This window comes from Anaerococcus sp. Marseille-Q5996, assembly GCF_946893725.1.
GTDB classification, from domain to species: domain Bacteria; phylum Bacillota; class Clostridia; order Tissierellales; family Peptoniphilaceae; genus Anaerococcus; species Anaerococcus martiniensis.
In genome coordinates, this window is the sequence record NZ_CAMPPE010000003.1 from 238,251 (window position 1) to 264,687 (window position 26,437).

The window sequence follows — 26,437 nt, forward strand, 5'->3', positions numbered from 1 at the left end:
TATGGTATAAAATGATTATAAAGTGGATTAAAGTGGTGAAAGGTGGTAAGGAATTGTTTTTAGGCGAATTCACTCATAAATTAGATTCTAAAAATAGAATAATGATGCCAAGTGAATTTCGTGATGGACTAACTAATGAATTTTTTATCACAAAAGGACCTGAAAACTCTCTAGTAATCTACACAGAAGAAGAGTTTGAAAGACAAAGTAAAAGACTTGATGAACTTGTTAATGAAAACAAAAAAAACAGGGCCATCAAAAGATTGTTTTTCTCATCCACTGTCAAAACAAGCCTTGATAAGCAAGGCAGGGTTTTGCTAAATAAAAATTTGAGAGACTATGCCCATATTGAAAATGAGGCCATGATTATTGGTAACAACTTAACAATAGAAATATGGGATATGAACCAATGGCAAGAATATATAAATGAAGTTGAGGTGAATTTATCCGACATAATGGATGAATAATATGGAATTTAAACATATATCAGTTTTAGCTGATGAAGTAATAGAAAATTTAAATATAAAACCTGATGGAATTTATGTAGATCTTACCCTAGGAAAAGGCGGACACAGTAAGAGAATTTTGGAAAATCTATCTGAAAATGGTAGATTAATCGCCCTAGATCAGGACCAAGATGCGTTAAATGCCGCTAAGGAAAATCTATCTGACTTTTCGAATGTAATTTTTGTAAAAAGCAATTTTGAAAATATTGATAGGGTCTTAGATGATTTAGGAATTAGTAAAATTGATGGTGCTTTGATGGACATAGGTGTCAGTTCATATCAGATAGATAATGCTGATCGTGGATTTTCTTATATGCACGATGGGCCACTTGATATGAGAATGGACACAGGCAATGAGTTAACAGCAGAAAAAATTGTAAACGACTACTCTTTGGATGAGCTTCAAAAAATATTTTCTAACTATGGCGAAGAAAGATTTTCAAGAACAATAGCTAGAAAAATTGTAGAAACTAGAGATGAACAGCGAATTGATACTACTTTTAAGCTAAGAGATTTGATTAACAAATCTGTTAGGTCAAATGAGGCTCATCCTGAAAAAAGAGTTTTTCAAGCACTAAGAATTGAAGTTAATAGAGAATTAGAAGTTTTAGAAAATACACTCGATAAGGTCATTGACCGCCTAAATATAGGTGGGAGACTATGCGTGATTACCTTTCACTCACTAGAAGATCGTATCGTTAAAAATACATTTAAGGAACTAGAAAAAGATTGTATTTGCCCACCAGGATTACCAGTTTGTATATGTGACCATGAGGCGAAAGTTAAGACAATCAATAAAAAACCAATTATAGCAGGAAAGAAGGAATTAAAAGAGAACTCTAGGGCGAAAAGTGCAAAACTTAGAGTTTGCCAAAGGATTTAATATGGCTGAGAGAATTGATAGGCAAAAAATTGCCAAAAACACAAATCACAATAGAATAAGACTTAAGGTTAGGGAAAATCCCAAAGCTAGAAGAAAAAATCAAATCAAAATTCAAAGAAAAAAAGACAGAAGATTTAAAATGCTTATTAGTTTTCTAACCCTTGCTATAGTTATTACTCTAGGTTATTTTACCTTTAATACTAGAAATGAATTGATGGCAAAACGAAGTGAATACAAAGAATTGACAAGTGATGCTGTTAGTAAAGAATTAAAAAGAGATAGACTAAAAGCAAAACTTGAGAACACAGTGGACTTAAACCGTATTCAAAGGTATGCTTTAGAGGAACTAGGAATGGTATATGAAAAAACCGGAGTAGAAAGAATAGATAACTAATATGGATCAAATATTTAAAATAATTATTGCAAGCATAATTTCAACAATAGTCTTAGGCTACGCTATTTTACCAATCTTAAAAAATATGAAGGTTGGACAAAATATTAGGAAAGAAGGACCTAAAAGTCACTACCAAAAAGCGGGAACACCTACTATGGGTGGGATAATTTTTTTAATAGCTGCTTTTTTGATGACACTTATTTTCGTTCCCTTTGATATGAGTACAGCAATTTTGTTGCTGTGTACTGTGGGATACGGAGCAATAGGATTTGTAGATGATTTTAGAAAATTGGTACTAAAGCAGTCTGAGGGACTTAAACCTAAGGAAAAAATTATCTTACAATTTGGCTTGGCAATACTTATTACAATATTAGCATTTATTAATGACAAGGAAAGTGTTACTAGCTTAACAATTCCATTTTCAAATTATAGCCTGCCAGTAAGTATTTTAGGTTTTCCTATATTGGTATTTATCATAGTTGGAACTACTAATGCAGTAAATCTTACCGATGGGCTGGATGGACTTGCTACAAGTGTATCACTTCCAGTATTTATCTGCTTGTTTTTGATAGCAACTACTGATACAACTAGGATGTTTTCAGTAATTTTATTTGGATCTTTATTAGGATTTTTATATTTTAACTCTTATCCAGCTTCTGTATTTATGGGAGATACAGGATCTATGGCGATTGGTGGTGCGGTTGTTGCCCTAGCAATATTAGAAAAAATGCCAATTTATCTTGTTATTTTTGGTGGCGTTTATGTTTTAGAAACTTTATCTGTTATCATTCAAGTTTTATCTTATAGACACAGAAACAAGAAAAGAGTATTCTTAATGACCCCAATACATCATCATTTTGAGTTAAAGGGCTACAAAGAACCTCAAATTGTAACAGCATTTTCTATAGTTTCAGTATTATTATGTTTAATAACTTTGGTGGCAGTATTATGAGAAAAGTTTTAGTTTATGGACTAGGTGTTAGCGGAATATCTACAGTAAAAACACTTTCAAAATTAGGATATGAAGTTTATACTTTTGACAAAAATAAAGAAAAAGTTGATCAATTAAAGGGCTATGACTATAGCCCTATTTCTCTTTTAAATATTGGTGAAATCAACTATAAGTATGTTGTAAAGTCACCTGGTATTAAACCTAGTGATGATATTTTGCAAAAATTAGCAAAAAAATATGAAATCATAAGTGATATTGAATTATCATATAGAATTTTCCCCGATAAGAAAATCCTTGCAGTAACAGGTACAAATGGCAAAACTTCTACAACTTCAATGATTACCCATATCTTAAATGAATCTGGAGTAAAAGCAATTTCTGTTGGCAATATTGGTGAAGGTATTTTATGGCAAATGTATAATAATGATGCAGTTTTTGTTGAAGAGCTTTCATCTTTTCAACTTAAAAATACATTTGATTTTCATCCACATATTGCTTCAATTCTTAATATTACAGAAGATCATTTGGATTGGCACAAGGATTTTGATGATTATATAAATTCAAAATTAAATATTGCAAAAAATCAAACAAACAAAGATTATATTGTGATTGATAAAAATGATGAAATTTTACAAAAAAATATAGAAAGATTTCAGGGTCAAATTTACGAATTTTCGTCTGTGGGACCAGTAAAAAGAGGTTTATATCTTAAAAATAATAAGATTTATTATATAGATGAAAAAGAAAGTTATGAACTTCTGAATACGAGTGATTTAAGAATCATTGGTAATCATAATTATGAAAACCTAATGGCGGCTATGTTAGAGGCTTATTTATTTGGAATAGATTTCGAAAAAATAATTGAAGCCGGCAAAACATTTGTTTCAATAGAGCATAGATTAGAATTTGTCGACGAAGTGAAAGGAGTTAAAATTTATAATGACTCCAAGGCTACAAATGTAGACAGTGCAGTAAAAGCAATTAAGAGTTTTACTAATCCTATAATAATTATAGCTGGTGGCTATGATAAAAAAATCGATTATAGTGATTATGTAAAAGAATTTAAAAATAATGGTAAGCTAATGATCATCATGGGTGATACCAAAACACAAATTAAAAATCTTTGTGAGGATTATGGTGTGAAATATATTTTAGCAGATGATATGGATTATGCAGTCAAGAAAGCAATAGATAATGCAAAATCTAATGACACTATTTTGTTATCTCCAGCAAGTGCAAGCTGGGATATGTACCCTTCATATGAAGTGCGTGGTAAAGATTTTAAAGAAAAAATCGAAAAGTATAAAGGAATGATAAAATGAATGTGATTATTTCAGGTGGGGGAACAGGCGGACATATTTATCCTGCCATTGCCATCGCCCAAAAAATCCAAGAAAATATTGAAGATGTTAATATATTATATGTTGGAATCAAAGGCGGACCTGAAGAAGCTATTGCTAAAAAATATGGATATAAATTTGCTCCAATCGAAGGCATGGGCATGCCAAGGAAAATTAATAAAAGATTTTTCAAATCAATCTCCACAAACCTAAAAGGTTTCAGTTCTGCAAGAAGAATTATTAAAGAATTTAAACCGGATTTAGCCATTGGTACTGGTGGATATGTTTGTGGACCAATAATTTATCAAGCTGCTAAGCTAAAAGTGCCAACCATAATTCATGAGTCAAATTCTTATCCAGGAATCACTTCAAAGTACTTATCGAAAAAAGTAGATTACCTTTGTATTTCCTATGCCGAAGCCATTAAACACTTTAAGCACAAAGAAAGAATAGTAGTGACAGGAAATCCTGTTAGAAATAATTTTTCTAATGAATTTAGTAATGAAGATTTAGAAAAACTAGGCATAGACAAGTCAAAACCAGTAGTATTTTCTTTTGGAGGATCAAATGGATCAGCCTCTATGAATAAAGCTGTCAAAGAAATGGCAGAAAGCCTTCATGGAGATTTTTATATTCTTCACCAAACTGGAAAAAGAAATTATGATAATTTTGTAAAAGAATTACCAGAAAATAAATACTTAAAAGTATTTCCTTATATAGACAATATTGATTTGTTTTATGCAGTAAGTGATTTGGTAATTGCTTCAAGCGGTGCAATGAGCCTTGCTGAAATATCAAGTGTAAAAAAACCTTCAATACTCATTCCAAAGGCATACACAACTGAAAATCACCAGCAATTCAATGCCGAAACATATGTAAAAAATGGTGCTTCACTTATGATTTTAGAAAAAGATCTAAATGGTAAAGTGTTGTATAATAATATTATGAGCATCATAAGTGATGAAGAAAAACTAAAAATAATGGGAGAAAATAGTGCTAAGCTTGCGCAAGATGGGGCGAGTGATGCAATTCTAGAACTTGTTTTAAAATTAACTGAGAAATAATATGCAAAATTCAAACGATGACAGATACTTTAAAAAAGATGGAAGAACAGTAAATAAAAATTATATTGCAAAAAAACATAGCAAGGAAAAAGATAAGAAATTATTTAGTAAATGGTTTGTGATTTTTCTTATTTTTTTAACTTTAGCTTCTATTGTCTATAGCATTTACTCCCACGCCTACATGAAAATTTCTGAGATATACATAAGTGGAAATAATATAACTTCTGATGCTGAAATAATAGCTCAACTAGGGAATCCTATAGGTGAAAATATTTTATTATACAAAACTGATATGGATGATAGTAATATTAGTAAATTACCTTATATTGATAAAGTTAGTGTAAAAAAGGTTTTTCCAAATCTATTAAGTATAAATGTAGATGAAGATTATCCAACTTTTTTTCAAAACAGCGATGGAAAAAAATATTATATCTCAAATAAAGGTATCTTGCTTGGAGATGACTTAAATGATTTTGATGAAAGTCTTTTAAAGGAGATACAAGGAGCAAATCTTAAGAAAACAGTAGGAGAAAACTTCACAGGATCAGAAGCAAGTTTAAATTTTATAAAGGCAATTCAGGTATTTTCATATTTTAACGAGGTAAAACAATTAAATTTGGAAAATAAAGCTGATATTGGTATAATGATAAATGATATAGATGTGAAATTCGGTGATTTGAACGACATAGACTATAAGCTTAAAATTTTAGATAATATCTTAAATGATGCAAGGGAAAAATCTATTACGGTTACATCAATAGATTTGAACAATGGCAAAAATCCTATTGTAAATGTTAGCCCTGATTCATATAGTGAAAATCTAAATTATTAAAAAACATCAAACTAGAACACGGGGGAAGATATGGCAAATATTAATATGGAAATGGATGACAACTCTTTAGCGAAGATAAAAGTTATCGGAGTTGGTGGTGGTGGAAATAATGCTATCAGCCGAATGAGAGATAACGGATTATCAGGAGTTGAGTTTGTTGCTGTAAATACAGACTTACAAACACTTCAAGAATCAAATGCTGATTTAAGATTACAAATCGGAGAAAAACTTACTAGAGGACTAGGAGCTGGTGCTAACCCATCTGTTGGGGAAAAAGCAGCTGAAGAGTCTAAAAATGATATTACAGAAGCTCTAAAAGGAGCTGACATGGTATTTATCACTGCTGGTATGGGTGGTGGTACTGGTACAGGTGCTGCTCCAGTTGTCGCAGGTGTTGCAAAAGACATGGATATCCTTACAGTAGGTGTAGTTACAAAACCATTTACTTTTGAGGGTAGAAAAAGACAATCCCAAGCAGAAGCTGGTATTGAAAGACTTAAAGAAAATGTAGATACACTTATTACTATCCCAAATGATAGACTTCTACAAATTGTTGAAAAAAGAACATCAATGGTAGATGCATTTAAACTAGCTGATAATGTACTAATGGATGCAGTAAGTGGTATTTCAGAGCTAATTGCTATACCAAACGTAATCAACCTAGACTTTGCAGATGTTGAATCAATCATGTCTGACCAAGGAATCGCACATATGGGTATTGGGCGAGCTACAGGAGAAAACAGAGCTGTTGATGCTGCAAAAGCTGCAGTTAACTCACCACTTCTTGAAACATCAATTGAAGGTGCAAAAGCTGTATTACTTAACGTTACTGCTGCAGAAGTTGGTCTTATGGAAGCAAATGAAGCTGCTGAACTTATCCGCGATAATATCGACTCTGATGCAAATATTATCTTTGGTGTTGGTTCTGATGAATCACTTGGTGATGAAATCAAAATTACAGTTATTGCGACAGGATTTGATAATCAAGGCAGATCACAATCTCGTTCTAGTGAAATGAATGCTCCAAGCAGAAATTCTAGACAAGAATATGAATCTCAAACTAGAACAACTCGTCCAGCTGAAGAAAAAAGAAAAAGCTCAAATCCATTTGACGATATAGATCTACCAGATTTCTTAAAATAATATGAAATGCCCGTATTGTCATTCAAATAACACAAAAGTACTCGACTCAAGAACCACTGAAGATGATACAGCTATTAGACGCAGAAGACTTTGTGAAGATTGTAGCAAGAGATTTTCAACCTACGAACGCTATGAAGACATAACCATCATGGTAATAAAAAAGGATGAAACTCGTGAAGCCTATGACCGATCCAAAATCATAAATGGCATTGTAAAAAGCTGTCAAAAAAGACCCGTGTCTCTGGATCAAATTGAGCAAGTAGCTAAAAATGTGGAAATTAAAATTAACCATACAGGCAAAAAAGAAGTTACATCGACCTATATCGGTGAGCTTGTCATGGATGAGCTAAAAGATTTAGATCCTGTGGCATATGTTAGATTTGCTTCAGTTTATAGAGAATTTAAAGATGTCGATTCATTTTACAATGAAATTATAAATTTAAGAGATAAAAAAGATGCCAGTATTGAGCAGTAGTTGCTTATAGCTGCATCTTTTTTTGTACTAGAAAGGCTAAAATGGATTTATTTGAGTTAAATAAGCAAAGACAATTAGAAAAATCTGCACCACTGGCAGATAGGCTTAGACCAAAAAGTCTTGAAAATTATATAGGTCAAGAACATTTGGTAGGGGATGGTAGAATAATTAGCCGTATGATAAAGGCTGATAGAATTTATTCAATGATTTTTTATGGACCACCTGGTGTAGGAAAAACAACCTTAGCAAAAATCATCTCAGAAACTACCCACATGGCCTATGAAGAACTTTCTGCAGTAACAAGTGGGATTGCAGATGTAAAAAAGAAAATAGAAATTGCTAAAGACAATTTAAAATATGAAAATAAAAAAACTATTTTATTCATAGACGAGATACATAGATTTAATAAATCTCAACAAGACTATCTATTGCCATTTGTAGAGGATTCTACAATTATTCTAATTGGTGCAACAACAGAAAACCCATATTTTGAAGTAAATAAGGCCCTTATATCTCGCATGTATGTTTTTGAGCTTAAATCATTAAGCAAATCTGACCTTGAAAGACTTATTGATATGGCAATAACTAAGGATCCGATTTTACAAAATAAAAATGTAAATATAGATGCTGATGCCAGGGAAGTTTTAATTAAATATTCGAATGGAGATAGCAGGGCACTTTTAAATGCCTTAGAAATTGCTATATTTTCAGAAAATGAGAAAGATGGTAAAATAAATATAGGCAAAGATACAATCGAAAATTCTATTCAAAAAAAGATTGCAATCTATGATAAAAAGGGCGACAGACATTATGATACCATCTCAGCCTTTATTAAGTCTATGAGAGGATCAGATCCTGATGCTGCCCTGTATTATTTGGCAAAAATACTTGAATCTGGTGAGGATATAAAATTTATTGCCCGTCGTATGATTATTTTTGCATCAGAAGATATTTCAAATGCAGATCCATTTGCTTTGGTACTTGCTACTAGTACTTTTGATGCAATTAATACTGTAGGCATGCCGGAGGCAAGAATTATTTTGGCACAGACTGTTACCTATTTGTGCTTAGCTGACAAAAGCAATTCTACTTATTTGGCTATTGACAAAGCCATGCAATTTGTAAGAGAAAATCGTGACAAAGAAGTGCCTAATAAATTAAAGGATGCCCACTATCCTGGTAGTAAAAATTTAATTCACGATAAGTATCTTTACCCACATTCATTTGGGGGATATGTAGATCAGGATTATCTGCCTGATGATTTTGTGAATGAAAAATTTTACCAGGCCTTAGATATAGGGCATGAAAAAGAACTAAATGACAAACTTAAAAAAAGGAAGGATGGAACTAATGAAGATTAGAGAAATTTTAAATGATGTTGATTCGTATATAGACAAGGAAGTTGTTGTAAATGGTTGGATTAGAAATTCTAGATTTGGTAAAAATGTAGGATTTATCGAACTAAATGATGGAAGTACTTTTAAAAATTTACAAATTGTAATTGGAACTGATGCACCAAATTATGAAGAACTTTCTCATCAATTCTTATCAACAAGCCTTGAAGTAAGCGGAAAATTAGTTGCCACTGGTAATAATAAAACACCATACGAAATTCAAGCAAGTGAAGTTAAAATTTTAGGCGAATCTTCAGATAAATTCCCAATTCAAAAACAAAGACAAACACTAGAATATATGAGAACTATCCCTCATCTTCGTCCAAGAACTAATACTTATAGAGCTGTATTTAAAGTAAGAAGCTCACTAGCATTTGCACTTCATCAATTTTTCCAAGAACGTGGATTTTTATATGTAAACCCACCAATTGTAACAGGATCTGATGCTGAGGGTGCAGGAGAAATGTTTAATATAACAACAATTGATCCAAGTGATGCTCCAATGAATGAAGAAAATCAAGTAGATTATAACAAAGACTTCTTTGGTAAAAAATCTTATTTAACAGTATCTGGACAATTAGAGGCAGAAGACTATGCACTTGCTTTTGGTGATGTATATACTTTTGGCCCTACATTTAGAGCAGAATTATCAAATACACCAAGACACGCTGCAGAGTTCTGGATGCTAGAACCTGAAATGGCCTTTGCAGATTATAACCAAGCCATGGATGTTGCTGAAGATATGATTAAATATGTAATCGACTATCTACTCGAAAACAACAAAGATGAAATGGAATTTTTCAATAGATTTATAGATGAAGAATTATTTGAAAGACTTGACCAAGTAAGAAGTAAAGAATTTGCAAGAGTTACTTATACTGATGCGATTGAAAAGCTAAAAGAAAGTGGTCAAGACTTTGAATTCCCGGTTGAATGGGGCATGGACTTACAAACAGAACATGAAAGATACTTATCTGAAGTTATTGTAAATGGTCCAGTATTTGTAACTGATTATCCAAAAGATATTAAGGCTTTCTACATGAAAAGAAATGCTGATGGCAAAACAGTAGCGGCATTTGATATGCTAGTTCCTGGAGTAGGTGAACTAATCGGCGGATCTCAAAGGGAAGAAAATATCGATGAATTATTAAAATCTTTTGAAGATAACGGACTTAAAGAAGAAGACTATCAAAATTACTTAGACTTAAGAAGGTTTGGTACAGTTGTACACTCAGGATTTGGATTAGGTTTTGAAAGAGCGGTTATGTATGTTACAGGTATGAAAAATATCCGTGACGTAATTTCTTATCCAAGATATGTAAACGCACTTGCAAGCCAAAACTAGGAGATATAATGACAGAAAATTATTCTAATATTCCAGAATATAATCCCAATGCCATTGAGAAAAAATGGCAAAAAATTTGGGATGAAGATAAAACTTTCCATAGCGAAATAGACCATGATAAGGAAAAATTCTATGGCCTTGTTGAATTTCCTTATCCATCTGGTCAAGGACTACACGTTGGTCACCCAAGACCATATACAGCACTTGATGTGGTTTCTAGAAAAAGAAGATTAGAAGGATACAACGTACTTTATCCGATGGGGTGGGATGCCTTTGGTCTACCAACAGAAAACTATGCAATTAAAAATAAAATCCACCCAGCAATAGTAACAGAAAATAACATAAAAAACTTTAAAGCTCAATTAAAATCAATTGGTTTTTCTTTTGACTGGGATAGGGAAGTAAATACAACTGACCCAGACTATTATAAATGGAGCCAATGGATTTTTATCCAACTATATAAACACGGTTTGGCTTACAAAAATGAAATGAGCGTAAACTGGTGTCCTTCCTGCCAGGTTGGTCTTGCTAACGAAGAAGTAGTAGATGGCAAATGTGAAAGATGTGGTACAGAAGTAGTTCATAAGATGAAAAATCAATGGATGCTTAAAATCACAGAATATGCTGATAGGTTAATCGATGACCTAGATGATGTAGATTATGAAGATAGGATTAAAGCCCAACAAATTAACTGGATAGGTAGATCTAAGGGAGCAAATGTAAATTTTGCAATTAAAGATTCAGATTATAAATTAACAGTTTATACAACAAGACCAGATACTATATTTGGAGTATCCTACATGGTAATTTCTCCAGAACATCCAGCATTAAATGAATTTAAAGAAAAAATTACTAATTTTGATGAGGTTGTATCATACCAAGAAGAAGCTCGTAAAAAATCTGATTTTGAAAGAGCAGAATTAAACAAAGATAAAACTGGGGTAATGCTAGAGGGAATCACTGCTATAAACCCATTATCAGGTAAGGAAATTCCAATTTGGGTTTCAGATTATGTTTTAATGTCTTATGGTACTGGAGCTATTATGGCAGTGCCAGCTCATGATAGCAGAGATTTTGAATTTGCAAAAAAATTTGATATGCCAATTGTCCAAGTTTATGAAACAGAAGGGGAAGCTGAGCTACCTTTAACAGATATAAACAAAGGAAGAGCAATTAATTCTGAATTCTTAAATGGACTTGAAGTAGCGGATGCAAAACAAAAAGCAATAGAATTCATAGAAGAAAATAATCTAGGTGAAGCTACAACAAACTTTAAATTACGTGACTGGGTCTTCTCACGTCAAAGATATTGGGGTGAGCCAATTCCAATGATTTATTGTGAAGAACACGGTTGGAATCCAGTTGATGAAAGTGAACTTCCTATAAAATTACCAGAAGTAGAAACTTACGAACCAACAGCTACTGGTGAATCACCTCTTTCAGAAATCAAGAAATTTGTTACCACAACTTGTCCAGTTTGTGGAGGACCTGCAAAAAGAGAAACAGACACCATGCCGCAATGGGCAGGAAGCTCTTGGTATTACTTAAGATATATGGACCCACATAATACCGAAGCTATTGCTAGCGAGGAAGCATTAGATTATTATAGTCCGATTGACTGGTATAACGGCGGTATGGAGCACACTACTCTGCACTTGTTATACTCTAGGTTTTGGCATAAATTTTTATATGATATTGGAGTAGTGCCAACAAAAGAACCATATCAAAAAAGAACAAGCCACGGAATGATTTTAGGGGAAGACCATCAAAAAATGAGTAAATCTCGTGGGAATGTTGTAAATCCAGATGATATCATCCGTGATTATGGAGCAGACACTCTAAGAACTTATGAGATGTTTATAGGTGATTTTGGATCAACTGCTATTTGGTCAGATGAAGGTGTACGTGGCTGCCGTAAATACTTAGAACGTGTGTATAATATGATTGAATTGGTAGAAGATGGGGATAATTACAGCAAGGACCTTGAAGTAGCTATCCATCAAACTATCAAAAAAGTATCTGAAGATTACGAAAATTTAAAATTTAACACAGCTATAGCAAGCCTTATGTCGCTTTCAAATGATATGAGATCTCTTGGCAAAATAACAAAATCTGATTTTAAAACTTATATCATCCTATTAAACCCTGTTGCACCTCACTTAACAGAAGAGCTATGGGAACTAGCAGGATTTGAAGGAAAACTAAATGAAGCTGCTTGGCCAACATTTGATGAGAAAAAGCTAGTACTAGACGAATTTGAAATGCCAGTTCAAATTAATGGTAAGATGCGTGGCAAAGTAATCATGGCCATGGATGCAAGTGAAGATGATGCAGTTGAAGCTGCAAAAGCTGATAATAACATTTCAAGCCATTTAGAAAATAAAGAAATAAGAAAAGTAATATACGTACCAGGTAAGATTTTAAATATCGTAGTTGCTTAATAATTCAGTAGGACTATTGTCCTACTTTTTTTATAAAAAATTAACCACTTAAATAAAAATAAGAAATATTGGTATAATATATCTAGACTATAAGTTGATAAAGCTAGAAAGGATATAATTATGGAAAAAGTAAAATTAGCTATAGTTTTTTACTCTCAAACAGGAGTTAATTATAAGATGTCAACTATTGCCAAAGAAGAAGCAGAAAAAAATGGTGCTGAGGTTAGACTTTTAAAGGTTAGAGAACTTAGAGATACATCAGAAGTTGAACCAGACTCATTGTGGGATAAGACACTTAAGGAAACAGAGGATTTAGAAGTAGCAAGTCCAGAAGATTTAGTATGGGCAGATGCAATCATATTTTCAACACCAACTAGATTTGGTAATGTATCTAGCCAAATGAAAGATTTTTTTGATTCACTTGGAGGAGTTTGGAGCGAGGGTAAGCTAGTAAATAAATTTGTTACAGCTTTTTCATCATCACAAAATCCAAATGGTGGTCAAGAACATACCATCCGTGCAATCTATACATCTGCCATGCACTGGGGATCTATAATTGTACCAACTGGTTATACAGATGATTCAATATTTGCTCAAGGTGGTAACCCATATGGTATTTCTGCAACTCAGTCACCTGAAACTTATGAAATAAGCAATGAAATAAAACCTGCTATAGAACACCAAACAAGAAGGTTAATAGAAATTACACAAAAATTTATAGGATAATATAATTATGACCTAGCAGAAATGCTAGGTTTTTTTAAATGCAATAATTACATTTTAGGGTATAAAATAATTATATTTCAAGGAGGTTTTATGAATATATTTGATATTTTAAACAGTAAATTATTGTACATATTAGTTGCTCTAGGCTTATTAATTATATTTTTAATATGTGTAATGTTTTTTCTAAGGGCAAAAAAAAGAGCTAAAGAGTTAGGCATTGCTGATGAGAAAGTAAAGGCAACCATAAAAAGTTCCTTAGTTTTTTCCATTGTGCCATCAATTGCCGTAATAATAGGCCTTATAACATTATCGCCACTTTTGGGTATTCCTTGGCCATGGTTTAGACTCTCTGTTGTGGGATCATTACCATACGAACTTACTGCAGCAGACTTGGCTGTTAAAGGATTAGGCTATCAAGATCTTGCAACCTATCAAGCTTCTGCCGATCCTAGTGCAATTGGAACAATTATGTTTACAATGACAATTTCTATTCTCGGTGGGATGATATTTAATATATTTTTTCTAGAGAAATACCACAAAAAAGTATCTGGAGTTGGAACAAAATCATCTCCATTTAGAGAGCTGGCCCTATCAGTGCTTACTTTTGGTATGGTTACAGTTTTTTTTCCAATTGAGTTTTTAAAATCAAAAACACATGCGACAGTTGCAATTACATCTATTTTAGTAACACTTATATTAGGACAGATTTCTAAAAAGTATAAGATTGATTGGCTGGCAGATTTTATAATGAGTTTTGCGCTAATAATTGGTATGGCAGCAGGTGTATTTTTTGAAGGAGTTTTATAATGGAAAATAAAAAAACTTATATGGATACAACTTACAAACTTGGTAGAATAGCTACAATTGTTTGTATTTTAATAATGTTTGTTATTCCAGCTATTATTTGTACTGCATACAATATTTGGCCTAGTTTTGATTCGGTAATAGGATCTGCTGGTCCACTTTTAGCCATGTATATACCAGTTGCGCTTGCAGAACAACTTTCTATGATTCCAATAACTGGAAACTCTGCATATATTAATTCTATTATGGGCAATGTGACAAATATAAAATTCCCAGCCTATCTTACAGCTCTAGCATCTGTTGACCAAGATCCTGGAACAGAGGAAGCGGATGTAATAGGAATGATTGCCGTTTGTGTTTCTGGTATGACAACTATGGTTATAATCTTAATTGGACTATTACTTTTAGTACCACTAAGTCCAATACTTACATCTCCTGTTGTAAAAACAGCCACTAGCTACATAATGCCTGCACTTTTTGGTTCTATGTTAGTAGGTACATTATTAAATAATTCAGCTGGTAATTATGAGGCAAAAAATAAATATCTGATAGGGATAATTGATTTATTAATAGTCTTTGTTGTTAATATCTTTATTATGAATTTAGATAAAAAACAAGGATTTGCAATGGTTATAATAATGCTCCTTTCTGTACTATTAGCTTATCTATTTTATAAGAAAGGAATTATAAAATTAAGACCAAAAGCCTCTAATAATAACTTGTAAATTATACTTGTATGGTGTATCATAATGAGTGATACACCATGTTTTTTATTAAGATATGGTAAAAATTGCTCGGGTATAATATTTATTAGATATTTTTAAGCTTTATTAAATTTATACTTTAATTTGACAAATATGACTCAAATGTGTATTATTGTATTATGGTAGCAGTACAAAAATCAAAAAAAGAAGGTCTAATGAAAGAATTTCTTAAGAAAAATTTATACAATATAATAGCAGTAATAGTTCTTTTGATATTAACAATACTTGGATATATAGGATACAAAGAGGGACTATTTAACTCAATTGATAGTTTTAGAGAATTTATCTTATCCTACGGAGCTTGGGCTCATATAATTTTTATGCTAGTACAAATAACTCAAATCGTAGTACCAATTATACCTGGTGGTTTGACAACAGTATTTGGGGTAGTAATATTTGGTCCTTTTTGGGGTTTTATCTATAACTACATATCAATTTGTTTAGGATCAATGTTAGTATTTTTTATATCAAGAACATTTGGAAAATCAATTATTTTAAACTTTTTTGGTCAAGAAACTTTTGACAAATATAAACATAAAATAAAAGATAAAACCTATGAGAAATTCTTTGCCTGGGCAATACTTTTACCAGTAGCCCCAGATGATTTTTTATGCTACTTAACCGGACTTTCTGATATGAGTTTTAAAAAATATGCAACAATCATTCTTTTATGTAAACCTCCATCAATATTCCTATACTCTATGGGATGGGCAATGGGACTTGAATGGATAGTAAAGAAAATTTAATTTAAAAAGCGACTAGAAATATTTCTAATCGCTTTTTTTATACATATAGATTTGCTTGGGTATTAAACATCTCACTATATAATTTATTAACCTTTAAGAGCTCATCGTGAGTACCAACTTCGTCAATATGACCATTGTTACAAACAAGTATTCTATCTGCATATTTGGTTGAAGATAGCCTGTGGGAGATGAATAATGAAGTCTGATCTTTTGTAATAGCTAGCATATTTTCAAATATTTCTTGCTCACTACGTGGATCTAGGGCACTTGTAGGCTCATCCATGATAATAAATTTACCTTTATGATACATAGAACGGGCGAGGGCAAGTTTTTGACCAATACCACCTGATGGTTGCACTCCTTTTTCATCCAGTAAAGCTGTTATATGGTTAGCTTTAAGCTTTGGAAGATTATCTACCCAATCTTTTATATTTAACAATTCAAAAGACTTATCCATTTCTAGATAGTCAGCATCAGTCAGTTTAGAATACGATACGGTCGACACATTTTCATCAATCCTGAAAGGAAATAGTCTAAAGTCTTGGAAAGTCGGGGAAAGGATTTTGTAATAATAGGAGGTGTTAATATCATTTATGTTGATTCCGTTTAGTAGAATTTCTCCACTAGTTACATCATAGAACTTACAAAGCAACTTCACGATAGTTGATTTACCTGCACCATTACGTCCTACTAGGGCTACGGTTTCACCAGGATTTATTATAAATGAGCAGTTTTCTAAAACATATTCATCGCTTTTTGGATACTTAAAAGATACATCTCTAAATTCAATCTTAACTTTAGAAAGGTCAATATCATTTATGTCTCCATCTTCATTGCGACATTCTTCAATATCCATAAAGTCAAACAGTGCTTCGATAGTGACATTCAATCGAGCAAGTTCTGGATAGTAAGACTGTAATTGGTTGAATCCCTCAATTAGACCATTTATGGAATTAAAATATAGGGTGAAATCAGCTACACTTATAGCTTTTTTTAATAATTTACTTGCTATATATATAAATGATCCAACTATGCCAAGGTTGTTTATTACACTTATCAGTCCTAAATAGATCCCATTTATTGTAAAGTACTTGTGGTTTAGTTCATACATTTGATTCAAATGAAAATCTGCCTTATCAAGTATTAAATTTTCTGCATTATATATTTTAATGTCCTTTGAGTATTTGAAATCTCTAGCAAAGTTAAAATAGTATTTATATATGCGAATTTCTTCTGCAGATCTTTTTTGATTTTCTTTTTCATTGTTCTTTAATTTTTTAGTTATTGGTTTACTTATTAAAAATAATAGTACAATCAGTAAGGGAAGGAGTGGATTTAATCTTATCAGGATAATTACTGAAAAAATACCTATTGCTACTTCACTTAGGCCAAAACCTAAGAATTCGAATAATCCCCAGAGATTACCTAGGCCTGTTACAGCTTGTTCAACCTTGTCTTGAGTGGATTTACTGTCAGTCATTTCTAGGGGTAGCATTAGTATCTTCTCATTTAAATCATATGTCAGGGTATTATTTACACGATCTAAGCTCATCATGTAATATTGGCTGGATTTTACCTTAAGAATATCAGTGATGTAATTTAGAATCAATGCTAATAGTGCTAGACTTAGCATTATTTCCACTCGTCCTTGGCCACCATACTCATCTATGATAAATTTAGGGGCAATTAGTCTAAATAAAGGAAGGATACCTAGCAATAATGAGTATATTATAGTCCTAATAGTAAATCCTTTTTCTTTAGAATTTATAAGTCTTATAAGTCTAATATAATTATGCATTATGGTTCTCCTTATAATTCTTAGCTTGTATTTCAAAAAGCTCTTTATATTCGCCGTTTAAATCAATCAGCTCATCATGACTTCCTTCTTCTATGATTTTTCCATTTTTAAGGTAAATGACCTTATCACAAAATTTAGTAGAAGCTAGCCTATGTGAGATAAATACACTTGATTTGTCCTTAGATTCCATATCATAAAGTTCATATAAATCTCTTTCTGCTATTGCATCCAGTTGAGCAGTTGGCTCATCTAATAATAGTAGCTTTGCACTTTCTTTATTAAGAGCTCGAGCTAAAAATAATCTTTGTTTTTGCCCACCAGATATGTCCACTCCATCGTCATTCAGAGTTCTTAAGAGAATCTGTTCATCCTTTTTTTCATATTTATTTATAATTTCATCTAGGCCAGTTTTTTCGTAAAGTTCATTTGGACTTTTATCATTTCCACTCATTAACACATTTTCTTTGATAGTGTAGGGAAGTAAAAGAGAGTCTTGAAAAACTGCAGCAACATATGCTTTAAGATCAACATTATAACTATTTATGTCCTTGCCATTTAACAAAATTTGACCACTAGTAGGCTCATAGAGGCCTGCTAGTAACATAGCTAAGCTTGTTTTACCAGCACCATTTTCTCCAACCAGTGCAATTGATTGGCCACTAGGAATATTTAGATTTATATGATCTAGAACATTTCTTTGAGTGTTTGGATATCTAAAACACACATCTTTTAGTTGGATGTCAAATCTATCAAAATCTAATCTATCGTAATCTTTAATTTCATTTATTTTTAAAGATATGTATGGTTTCATAAATTTAAGATTCTTTGCTATATCAGCTAATGACATAGATAAAGCATAGGTTACTAGTATAAATCCAAAAACAGCTGTAAAGAGGACATAAAACTCAGACACTTTTAAAAAACCTTCTGTAAGCTTTAAAATCATCCAAATAAAGACTGGAATGTCTCTTAGTAGAGAAATTGTTCTTGCAGCCACTTGGAGCTTTAAAACCTTTTTATTATTTTCTGCTAATTTTTGATACTTAAAGTTACTAACTCCAAAATAATATTTTTTAAAGACACTTGTTATGTCATACATAAGAATATCAAGTTTAGATATAGGATTTTTCAGCTCATAATTAAGCTGGTTTAGTTGCTCCCAGGTATGGTCAATCTCTTCCCAGTACTCTTCATAGGTGAAAGCAAGTTTATAATATATTCTACCTGTGGCTAATGTCATTAAAACTATATATAAGACTAGATACCAATCAAGTTTAGTGAATATCCATAAAAATCCGATTAAACTTACTACCTGACCCATAGTTTGCGGCATGTAAAGTACGATACCTCCAAAACCATCGAAGGGATATTCTATAGCTCTGTTAGCTTCGGTAATAGTTTCTTTTATTTTTTTATCTTGTTGGTCTTTGTATGATAGATTTAAGGAATAAGAAATAACTTTACTATTAAGGCTATAACGAATCCTATTCATTCTCATTCTGTAATTTCCTATTAAAAATGAAGATAAAAACCTTATAATAGAAGTTACTAAAAATAGACCTACAAAAAATAGTAGGAAAAATTCGAGATTATTGTGCTTATTTTTGATAATATAAGCGGGAGCCAGTATCCATACAAATGGCAAGATTCCATTTAATATAGCATAGGCGATAATTATAAAATACATAAATGGGTCTTTAGACCACATTTGTTTAAAAATAAATTTTATTTCTTTCATAAGTGCGGAATTTTCCGCTTCCTCCTTGATTTTTGTTTATAGCCAAAGCAAGGAGTATATGTACTTACTTTGACTGTCAGATACGTTTATGCACCAATTTATTTTTAATCTATTGTTCATTTTTATCCTCCTTAAATATATTTATCAATAGTATAGCATGATAAATTATTAATGTAAATATGTAAAAAATATGTGTAAAAATTTTAAAAAAAAGATGGCTAGCTGCCATCATGATTTTATTATTCTAATATAATATCTCTACCTGCGATAAATTCTAGCTCCAGATCATTTCCAAAACTTTCGATTTCAGATATTTTAAATCCACGTACTTTTGATGTATTATCAAAGCAAATTTCGTTATTTATTACCTCTCCGAGGGGAGCTATGGAAGTTATTCCTTGCTTGTTATCAATTTTTAATGCTTTTTCAATTATAAAATTAGTTTGATTTTCTATTAATGATTTATCAAAATTATCATAAAAATCTGCAATTTTTATTACCGACCTATCCTCAGTAATAGTTAACTTTAAATCTTTTGCTTGGTAAAAGCTGGTGAATACTAATTTAAAAATAATAAATGCTGTATTATAAGCTAAATTTTTGATTCTGTTTTTATCATTTAATTTTAAAATAACTTCTGACTTTTGAGGTCGGCCTTTAACTGTATGTATAATATTATCTCGCTTTTCTTCAATTGATACGATTTCTAAGTCAGATATACTGCCAAAATCTTTCAAAAATCCAAATGTTTCTGCCATAAATATTGTGCGGTCTAAAATTATTTGAGTGTAGTTATCTTGGGAACGTCTTGAGACTATATTTGCTTTTAATTCTGTTATTTCTGGATATTTTAAGTAAATTTTCTGCATAATCTACCTTCCTTTAATTAAAACTAATACTTAATCATATGATATAATATACCCGAGGTTGGGCTATGAGAAAGAAAATTTTTATCGCTTTAATAGGATTTATATCAGGAATAGGATTGTTCATTAATTTTGAATCAATTAATATTGTTTTCGTAATTCTTTTATGCCTTATTTCTGGATTACTTATATATTTTATCGATAAAAAGCTTTTATTATTCCCGATAGGTCTTTCATTAGGTTTTATATTGAGTTTCTATAATTTAAAGCAATATAAACTTATAGACTATCCCGATAAAACATTAGAAATTACTATTTTAGAAAAAAGGAAAGTTAATGATAGATATAGATATTTTGTTAGGGCTAGAGGTCATAATATAACAGAAAAATCTCTTGTTTTTACAGAATATGATTTTGATATTGGCGATATTTATTTAATAGAAGGCGAGGTAAGCCTAGCAAATAAAAATACAAATCCAAACTTATTTAATTATAGAAATTATCTGATTTCAAAGGGAATTGCAAGTAATATTAAGTTAGAATCTATAAAGAAAAGTGCAAAAAGTAATTCTGTATTTTTAAATTTTAGGAAAAATTTTTATAACTATATTCATAAAATTTTTGAAAGCAATTTAAGTAAAGAAGCTTCAAATTTTATAATATCTGTAGTTTTAGGGGAAAATTTAATTCAAAATGATGGCATAAAAGATTTGGGACTTGCACATATTTTGGCTGTGTCTGGTTTACATATTGATTTGCTTTTGGCTTTTATACTTTTAATTTTCAGAAAAATAAATTTAAATTATAAATACGGATATATATTTGGACTTTTAACCTGTGGATTTTATGGATTTTTGATAGGCTTTCCATTTTCGGTAATTAGAGTTTTAATAATTAATTTGATTGGATTTCTAGCTTTTATTTGGCAAAAACCAGAAGATAAGATTAAATCTTTATTGATAGCAGCATTTTTGATATTATTATTTAATCCCTTTGCAATCTTAAATGCAGGTTTTGTTTTATCATTTGTAGCCACAAGTGGTGTTTACTTAATATATCCAAAAGTAAAAAGATTATTAAATGATAATTTAATATCAGAAAGTGTTAGATTTACAGCTTCAATTCAAGCAAGCATATTTCCTTTTACAGCATTTTATTATGGCAAAATAAATTTGATGAGCATTATGGCAAACTTTTTAATTTTGCCGATTTTTACAATATCTATGTACATAATGTTTGTAATTGTTATATTTTATCCAATATTAAGATTTATCCTTACTCCAGTTTATTTTATTCTGGACTATTTAATAAATTCTATATTAAATTTAACTTCCATGTTAAGCGGTCTGAGATTTTTAAATATAGAATTTATTCATCAAAACATATTAATATCCATATACCTCTATTTCCTAATATTAATTAGCATATATATTAGAAAATCAAATAAGGATTTGATAAAGAAATTTTATATAATAAATTTATTTATCGTAATTTCTAGTCTAGGATATGAAAAGCTAAATCCAGAAACTAGTTTTTCGATGATAGATATAGGCCAAGGCGATGCATTTTTGATAAATGATAGGGGAGATTATTATTTAATTGATGTAGGTGGACCTAAGTATGATGATTATGATAGTGGCGAAAAAATATTAGTTCCTTATTTAAAATCTATTGGTGTAAAAAATATAAAGGCTGTTTTTATTTCTCACGAGGATAGTGACCATAGCGGGAATATAAATCTACTAATGGACAACTTTTATGTAGAGCATATATTAACAAGTAAAAATAATATTGCTACTATTTCAAAATATAAACCAGAGATCATAAAAGAGAATGATACTATAAAATTAAAAAATGGATACATTGAGTGTATATTTGATGGAGAATCTGGTGAAGAAAATGCAGAATCACTTGGACTTTTAATTAACATTAAAGGTACAAAAATAATAACTTTGGGAGACTTGCCAAAAGAGTATGAAGAACAAATTGATCAAGAAGCTGATATTTTAAAAGTTTCCCACCATGGATCAAAAACTTCTACTTCAAAAGAATTTGTAGAAAAAGTAAAACCAAAGGCTGCACTAATATCTGCAGGACGCAATAATCGCTATGGCCACCCAAGTTCAGATGTAATTAATAATCTAGATGGAGTAAAAATGTTTAATACCCAAACAGATGGAATGGTAAAAATATATTTTGATAAAAATGTAAGAATAGAAAAATATTTGAAAGGAGGTTTTTTTAAATGAATTTCAAAGAATTTATGAATCTTTTAATCGATGATAAAACTAGTGGAGTTTATTTATTTGATTCTAAAGAAGAATTTTTAAACGATACTATCATAGAAGAAGTGCGTAACAAAGTAAATATTCCTGACTTTAACTTAGTAGAAATAAAGGGAAGTAAGGATGTAGAATTAATTAAAACTTCTTATGAAACTTACCCGGTTATGGAAGATAAAAAGTTTATAATTTGGAGAAATATAGACTTATCAAAAAATTCTATAAAGGAATATGAAAGTACGCTTGAAGTTTTATCAAATGATTTTAAGTCATTTCCAGATTTTTCTACACTGTTAATTTTTTCTGATAATCCACCATTCAAAGGTAAATTTTATAAAAATATTGCAAAAGATGGTGAAATTGTAGAAATTAATAGACTTAATCAAAAAGAATTAGAGTCATTTATTGGAAAAAGATTTGTTAGAAATGGCAAAAAAATCCAAAGATCACTTGTAGTTGAAATAGTAAATAGGTTTTCATACCTAAATAAAGACAGTGAAATTGACCTTTATCAAATAGTGAACGTTGTTGATAAAATCATTGCAAATTCTAGTGAAGAAATTGTAAAATCACAGGATGTATTTGATCAGCTAGATGAAGTTTTAAATATAAATATATTTAATTTAACAGATGCAATGAGTGCCAAAAATCCAAAGGAAGCGACAAGTATTTATTTAAAAATGGCAAGGGCTAATGAAGATTTATTTATGATCTACCATATGATAATAAGGCAGATAAGAAATCTAATAGGTGTAAAATCTTTATACATAAATGGATACAACGATACTTTTATGATGAAAAATCTTGGAATTGGAGCTTATGAATTAAAGAAAATTAAGAATTATAGTAGAAATTTTTCTTTGCCGGAATTATTTGATATCCACTCTAGGATGTTTGATATGGAATATAGGCAAAAATCAGTTGATTTTGATATGGAATTAGAATTATTATTGTTAATTAGGGAAATTTCTGCAAAATAAAATGAGCAATTATCAGTAGACATATGTGTGGATCCATTACTGATTATTGCTCATTTTTTATTAAGCATTTTGTGCTTCATTCATTGCTTTTTGTAATCTAGATGCTGTTCTAGCTACTTTATTTTTGTGTATAATGTTTTTTGCTTCAGCCTGTTTCATTCTTTTATCAACGTGTCTAAAGATTTCACGAGCTTCGTCAACATTACCAGCTTCTAAAGCTTGATCAAATTTTTTGATGTATGTTTTGATTTCTGATTTTTTTGCTTTATTTCTTTCAGTATCTCTTTTTGTTGTTTCGATTCTTTTTTGAGCTGATTTAATATTTGCCATTATTTCACCCTCTTTCTTAGTTAGTCTTTTTTTGCTTGACTGATACATTTTACCATAGAAAATTGAAACATACAAGTTTTATTTATTAATTAGCCTAAATAATTGGTAGTTTTTGACTTTTATATTATAATATAATAATGAATGAGAGGATATTTATATGACTAATGAAAATGAAAAAGTAAAAGTTGTTGTAGAACCAGAAACTAATAATGGCCCTACAATTGTGAAAAATGAAAGTATCAATGATAAAAAAGATCCTAAAAAAGACGATGAAGGCATACTTGATTGGATAAAATCAATAGTCGTTGCTCTTTTAATTGCCGCACTTATCAAGTGGCTGTTTATAGATGCAACAAGGGTATCGGGAAAATCCATGTTAAATACTCTGCATGATGGAGATATGCTTTTTATGAATAAAATCGGTAAGCACTTCCACGATTATGACAGAGGAGATATTGTAATCTTAAATGCGCCAGATTTTCCAGGCAAACTTTATGTAAAAAGAGTAGTAGGCCTTCCAGGCGATACAGTAACTCTAAAAGATGAAAAAGTATATATCAACGACGAAGAACTAAAAGAACCATATACATCTGTAGACTACACTCTACAAACAAGTGATACTTATGAATGGTATCTTTTAGACGGCCAATATTTTGTAATGGGTGATAACAGGGCAGAAGGTGCCAGCAATGACTCAAGAAATTACGGTCCAGTTCAAAAAGAAGAAATAGTAGGTCATGCATTTTATAGATTTTATCCATTTAATGACATGGGAAATATAGACAATAATCCATACGGAGAAAATAAATAGATGACACAAAGAAAAGACAATATAAGAAATTTTTCTATAATTGCCCACATAGACCATGGTAAAAGCACTCTTGCTGATAGGCTGATTGAAAAATCCGAACACCTATCTGAAAGAGAAATGCAAAATCAAATGTTAGATGATATGGAGCTAGAACGTGAGCGTGGAATTACAATTAAATTAAAATCAATCAAAATCCATTATAAGGCGAATGATGGTAAGATTTATGATTTAAACCTAATTGACACACCAGGTCACGTTGACTTTAACTACGAAGTATCAAGATCTTTAAAAGCTTGTGAAGGTGCAATATTAGTTGTAGATTCAAGCCAAGGTGTAGAAGCACAAACCCTTGCTAATACATATCTAGCCCTAGACCAAGACTTAGAAATATTACCAGTTTTAAATAAAATTGACCTGCCATCAGCAAGAGTTGATGAAGTGAAAAAAGAAATTGAAAACCAAATAGGTCTTGAAACTGATGGGATTCCATTAGTTTCAGCTAAAACTGGCCTAAATATTGAAGATGTACTTGAAGATATAGTAGAAAATATTCCAGCACCAGAAGACCACGATGATAAGCCACTAAAAGCACTTATTTTTGATTCATATTATGATGCTTATCGTGGGGTTATTTGTTATGTGCGTATTTTTGAAGGGGTTGTAAAACCTGGAGATACTATAAAAATGATGAATACTGGTAAAACTTATGAGGTAAATACCGTAGGTTATACCATGAAAAATCGTATTGAAACCAAGGAGTTGCGTTCTGGTGATGTAGGATTTATAGAAGCTAGTATAAAAGAAGTAAAAGATGCTAGGGTTGGTGATACCATCACAAATGCAGAAAAACCAACTGATCAACCACTTTCAGGCTACAAAGAAGTTCTGCCAATGGTTTATTCTGGTATATATCCAGCAGAAGGTGAAAGTTTTGATAAACTCCGTGATGCATTAGAAAAACTTCAAGTAAATGATGCAGCCTTAGTATTTGAGCAAGAAAATTCCCAAGCCCTTGGTGTAGGTTTACGTTCAGGATTTTTGGGACTACTCCATATGGATATCATTACTCAAAGGCTAGAACGTGAGTATGATTTAAATATTATTGCTACAGCACCATCAGTTATCTACAGGGTAAAACTAAAGGGTGCAAGCGAAGAAATTGAAATCCAAAACCCAAATGATTTTCCAGACCCAGCTACAATTGATTATATAGAAGAACCGATGACTAGAGCAGAAATTATAACTCCAAGTGACTATATAGGACAAATAATGAGTCTTGCCCAAAATCGTCGTGGAGAATTGATTGATATGCACTATATAGACGACACCCGTGTATCTATAAAATATAAGTTACCATTAAATGAGGTTATTTATAACTTCTTTGATAGTTTAAAGTCAAGAACTCGTGGATATGCATCACTTGATTATGAAGTAACAGGATATGCTCCAAGTAATCTAGTAAAACTTGAAATCTTAATCAATGACCAAGTAGTAGATGCGCTTTCAATTATTGTTCACAAAGATAGTGCATATGCTAGAGGTCGTGGCATTGTTGAAAAACTTAAAGATGAGATTCCACGCCAACAATTTGCTGTACCAATCCAAGCAGCTATCGGTGGAAAAGTAATAGCTCGTGAAACTGTTAGAGCTCTTAGAAAAGACGTTATCGCAAAATGTTACGGTGGAGATATTTCCAGAAAGAAAAAACTGCTTGAAAAACAAAAAGAAGGTAAGAAACGTATGCGTCAGTTAGGAAATGTAGAAGTTCCACAAGATGCATTCCTAGCAGTATTAAAATATGATGATGAACAATCAAACTAAAA

The 26,437-nt window shown here is 31.2% G+C and carries 24 protein-coding genes; 20 read left to right on the top strand and 4 right to left on the bottom strand.

The annotated features are described in order from the left end of the window. Window positions 1-53 precede the first annotated feature (53 nt). From mraZ to OC526_RS05635, 16 genes are all read left to right on the top strand, one after another. Window positions 54-467, top strand: a complete 414-nt coding sequence (gene mraZ / locus OC526_RS05560; protein ID WP_262122646.1) for a division/cell wall cluster transcriptional repressor MraZ — start codon at window positions 54-56, stop codon at window positions 465-467. A 1-nt stretch (window position 468) separates the two neighbouring features. After that, window positions 469-1,389 carry a 16S rRNA (cytosine(1402)-N(4))-methyltransferase RsmH gene (gene rsmH, locus OC526_RS05565; RefSeq protein ID WP_262122648.1) on the top strand — a complete coding sequence of 307 codons (921 nt, stop codon included), beginning with the start codon at window positions 469-471 and terminating at the stop codon, window positions 1,387-1,389. A 1-nt stretch (window position 1,390) separates the two neighbouring features. Beyond that, window positions 1,391-1,783: a hypothetical protein gene (locus OC526_RS05570; RefSeq protein WP_262122649.1), complete on the top strand. Its 393-nt coding sequence runs from the start codon at window positions 1,391-1,393 to the stop codon at window positions 1,781-1,783. Window position 1,784: 1 nt separating this feature from the next. Then, window positions 1,785-2,735 (top strand): phospho-N-acetylmuramoyl-pentapeptide-transferase, encoded by a 951-nt coding sequence (gene mraY / locus OC526_RS05575; protein ID WP_262122650.1) that lies wholly within the window; start codon window positions 1,785-1,787, stop codon window positions 2,733-2,735. Next, window positions 2,732-4,057, top strand: coding sequence for a UDP-N-acetylmuramoyl-L-alanine--D-glutamate ligase (gene murD, locus OC526_RS05580; protein ID WP_262122652.1), 1,326 nt, complete (start codon window positions 2,732-2,734; stop codon window positions 4,055-4,057). Before mraY ends, murD begins: the two co-directional genes overlap by 4 nt. Next, entirely contained in the window at window positions 4,054-5,139 is a 1,086-nt protein-coding gene (murG, locus tag OC526_RS05585; protein ID WP_262122653.1) for an undecaprenyldiphospho-muramoylpentapeptide beta-N-acetylglucosaminyltransferase, read from the top strand. Before murD ends, murG begins: the two co-directional genes overlap by 4 nt. Before the next feature lies 1 nt (window position 5,140). Further along, complete coding sequence (locus tag OC526_RS05590) at window positions 5,141-5,971, top strand: cell division protein FtsQ/DivIB (RefSeq protein WP_262122654.1); 831 nt, start codon at window positions 5,141-5,143, stop codon at window positions 5,969-5,971. A gap of 30 nt (window positions 5,972-6,001) precedes the next feature. Then, the gene (gene ftsZ, locus OC526_RS05595; RefSeq protein WP_262122655.1) at window positions 6,002-7,114 is read left to right on the top strand and encodes a cell division protein FtsZ; all 1,113 of its coding nucleotides are present in this window, start codon (window positions 6,002-6,004) and stop codon (window positions 7,112-7,114) included. Window position 7,115: 1 nt separating this feature from the next. Beyond that, window positions 7,116-7,589: a transcriptional regulator NrdR gene (gene nrdR / locus OC526_RS05600; protein ID WP_262122656.1), complete on the top strand. Its 474-nt coding sequence runs from the start codon at window positions 7,116-7,118 to the stop codon at window positions 7,587-7,589. A gap of 41 nt (window positions 7,590-7,630) precedes the next feature. Continuing rightward, on the top strand, window positions 7,631-8,950 hold the full coding sequence (locus tag OC526_RS05605; protein ID WP_262122657.1) for a replication-associated recombination protein A: 1,320 nt from the start codon (window positions 7,631-7,633) through the stop codon (window positions 8,948-8,950). Further along, entirely contained in the window at window positions 8,940-10,328 is a 1,389-nt protein-coding gene (asnS, locus tag OC526_RS05610) for an asparagine--tRNA ligase (RefSeq protein ID WP_316043775.1), read from the top strand. Before OC526_RS05605 ends, asnS begins: the two co-directional genes overlap by 11 nt. 29 nt (window positions 10,329-10,357) lie before the next feature. Beyond that, window positions 10,358-12,769 (top strand): leucine--tRNA ligase, encoded by a 2,412-nt coding sequence (leuS, locus tag OC526_RS05615; RefSeq protein ID WP_316043776.1) that lies wholly within the window; start codon window positions 10,358-10,360, stop codon window positions 12,767-12,769. Window positions 12,770-12,889: 120 nt separating this feature from the next. After that, window positions 12,890-13,495, top strand: coding sequence for an NAD(P)H:quinone oxidoreductase type IV (gene wrbA, locus OC526_RS05620; RefSeq protein WP_262122659.1), 606 nt, complete (start codon window positions 12,890-12,892; stop codon window positions 13,493-13,495). A 90-nt stretch (window positions 13,496-13,585) separates the two neighbouring features. Then, complete coding sequence (locus OC526_RS05625; protein WP_262122660.1) at window positions 13,586-14,302, top strand: DUF5058 family protein; 717 nt, start codon at window positions 13,586-13,588, stop codon at window positions 14,300-14,302. After that, window positions 14,302-15,024, top strand: a complete 723-nt coding sequence (locus tag OC526_RS05630; protein WP_262122661.1) for a hypothetical protein — start codon at window positions 14,302-14,304, stop codon at window positions 15,022-15,024. The genes OC526_RS05625 and OC526_RS05630 overlap by 1 nt, the downstream gene beginning before the upstream one ends. A gap of 194 nt (window positions 15,025-15,218) precedes the next feature. After that, the gene (locus tag OC526_RS05635) at window positions 15,219-15,809 is read left to right on the top strand and encodes a TVP38/TMEM64 family protein (protein WP_262122662.1); all 591 of its coding nucleotides are present in this window, start codon (window positions 15,219-15,221) and stop codon (window positions 15,807-15,809) included. 37 nt (window positions 15,810-15,846) lie between these two features. Here OC526_RS05635 and OC526_RS05640 read toward each other — a convergent pair whose 3' ends face one another. The 3 genes from OC526_RS05640 to OC526_RS05650 all read right to left on the bottom strand — a co-directional run bounded on the left by OC526_RS05640 (window position 15,847) and on the right by OC526_RS05650 (window position 20,214). Continuing rightward, entirely contained in the window at window positions 15,847-17,607 is a 1,761-nt protein-coding gene (locus OC526_RS05640) for an ABC transporter ATP-binding protein (RefSeq protein ID WP_262122664.1), read from the bottom strand. Then, window positions 17,600-19,345 (bottom strand): ATP-binding cassette domain-containing protein, encoded by a 1,746-nt coding sequence (locus OC526_RS05645; protein WP_262122665.1) that lies wholly within the window; start codon window positions 19,343-19,345, stop codon window positions 17,600-17,602. Before OC526_RS05645 ends, OC526_RS05640 begins: the two co-directional genes overlap by 8 nt. 239 nt (window positions 19,346-19,584) lie before the next feature. Beyond that, entirely contained in the window at window positions 19,585-20,214 is a 630-nt protein-coding gene (locus tag OC526_RS05650; RefSeq protein WP_262122666.1) for a hypothetical protein, read from the bottom strand. A 65-nt stretch (window positions 20,215-20,279) separates the two neighbouring features. Between OC526_RS05650 and OC526_RS05655 the strand changes: the two genes are divergently transcribed. Both OC526_RS05655 and holA read left to right on the top strand, forming a co-directional pair. Next, on the top strand, window positions 20,280-22,460 hold the full coding sequence (locus OC526_RS05655) for a DNA internalization-related competence protein ComEC/Rec2 (RefSeq protein WP_262122667.1): 2,181 nt from the start codon (window positions 20,280-20,282) through the stop codon (window positions 22,458-22,460). Further along, window positions 22,457-23,473, top strand: a complete 1,017-nt coding sequence (gene holA, locus OC526_RS05660) for a DNA polymerase III subunit delta (RefSeq protein WP_262122668.1) — start codon at window positions 22,457-22,459, stop codon at window positions 23,471-23,473. The genes OC526_RS05655 and holA overlap by 4 nt, the downstream gene beginning before the upstream one ends. 60 nt (window positions 23,474-23,533) lie before the next feature. Here the strand turns inward: holA and rpsT are convergent, their stop codons facing one another. Continuing rightward, a complete protein-coding gene (gene rpsT / locus OC526_RS05665) occupies window positions 23,534-23,803 on the bottom strand; it encodes a 30S ribosomal protein S20 (RefSeq protein ID WP_262122670.1) in 270 nt (89 codons plus the stop codon). Window positions 23,804-23,960: 157 nt separating this feature from the next. Between rpsT and lepB the strand changes: the two genes are divergently transcribed. Together lepB and lepA are read left to right on the top strand one after the other, a co-directional pair. Next, on the top strand, window positions 23,961-24,614 hold the full coding sequence (gene lepB, locus OC526_RS05670; RefSeq protein ID WP_262122671.1) for a signal peptidase I: 654 nt from the start codon (window positions 23,961-23,963) through the stop codon (window positions 24,612-24,614). After that, entirely contained in the window at window positions 24,615-26,435 is a 1,821-nt protein-coding gene (gene lepA / locus OC526_RS05675; protein ID WP_262122672.1) for a translation elongation factor 4, read from the top strand. Window positions 26,436-26,437: the final 2 nt, after the last annotated feature.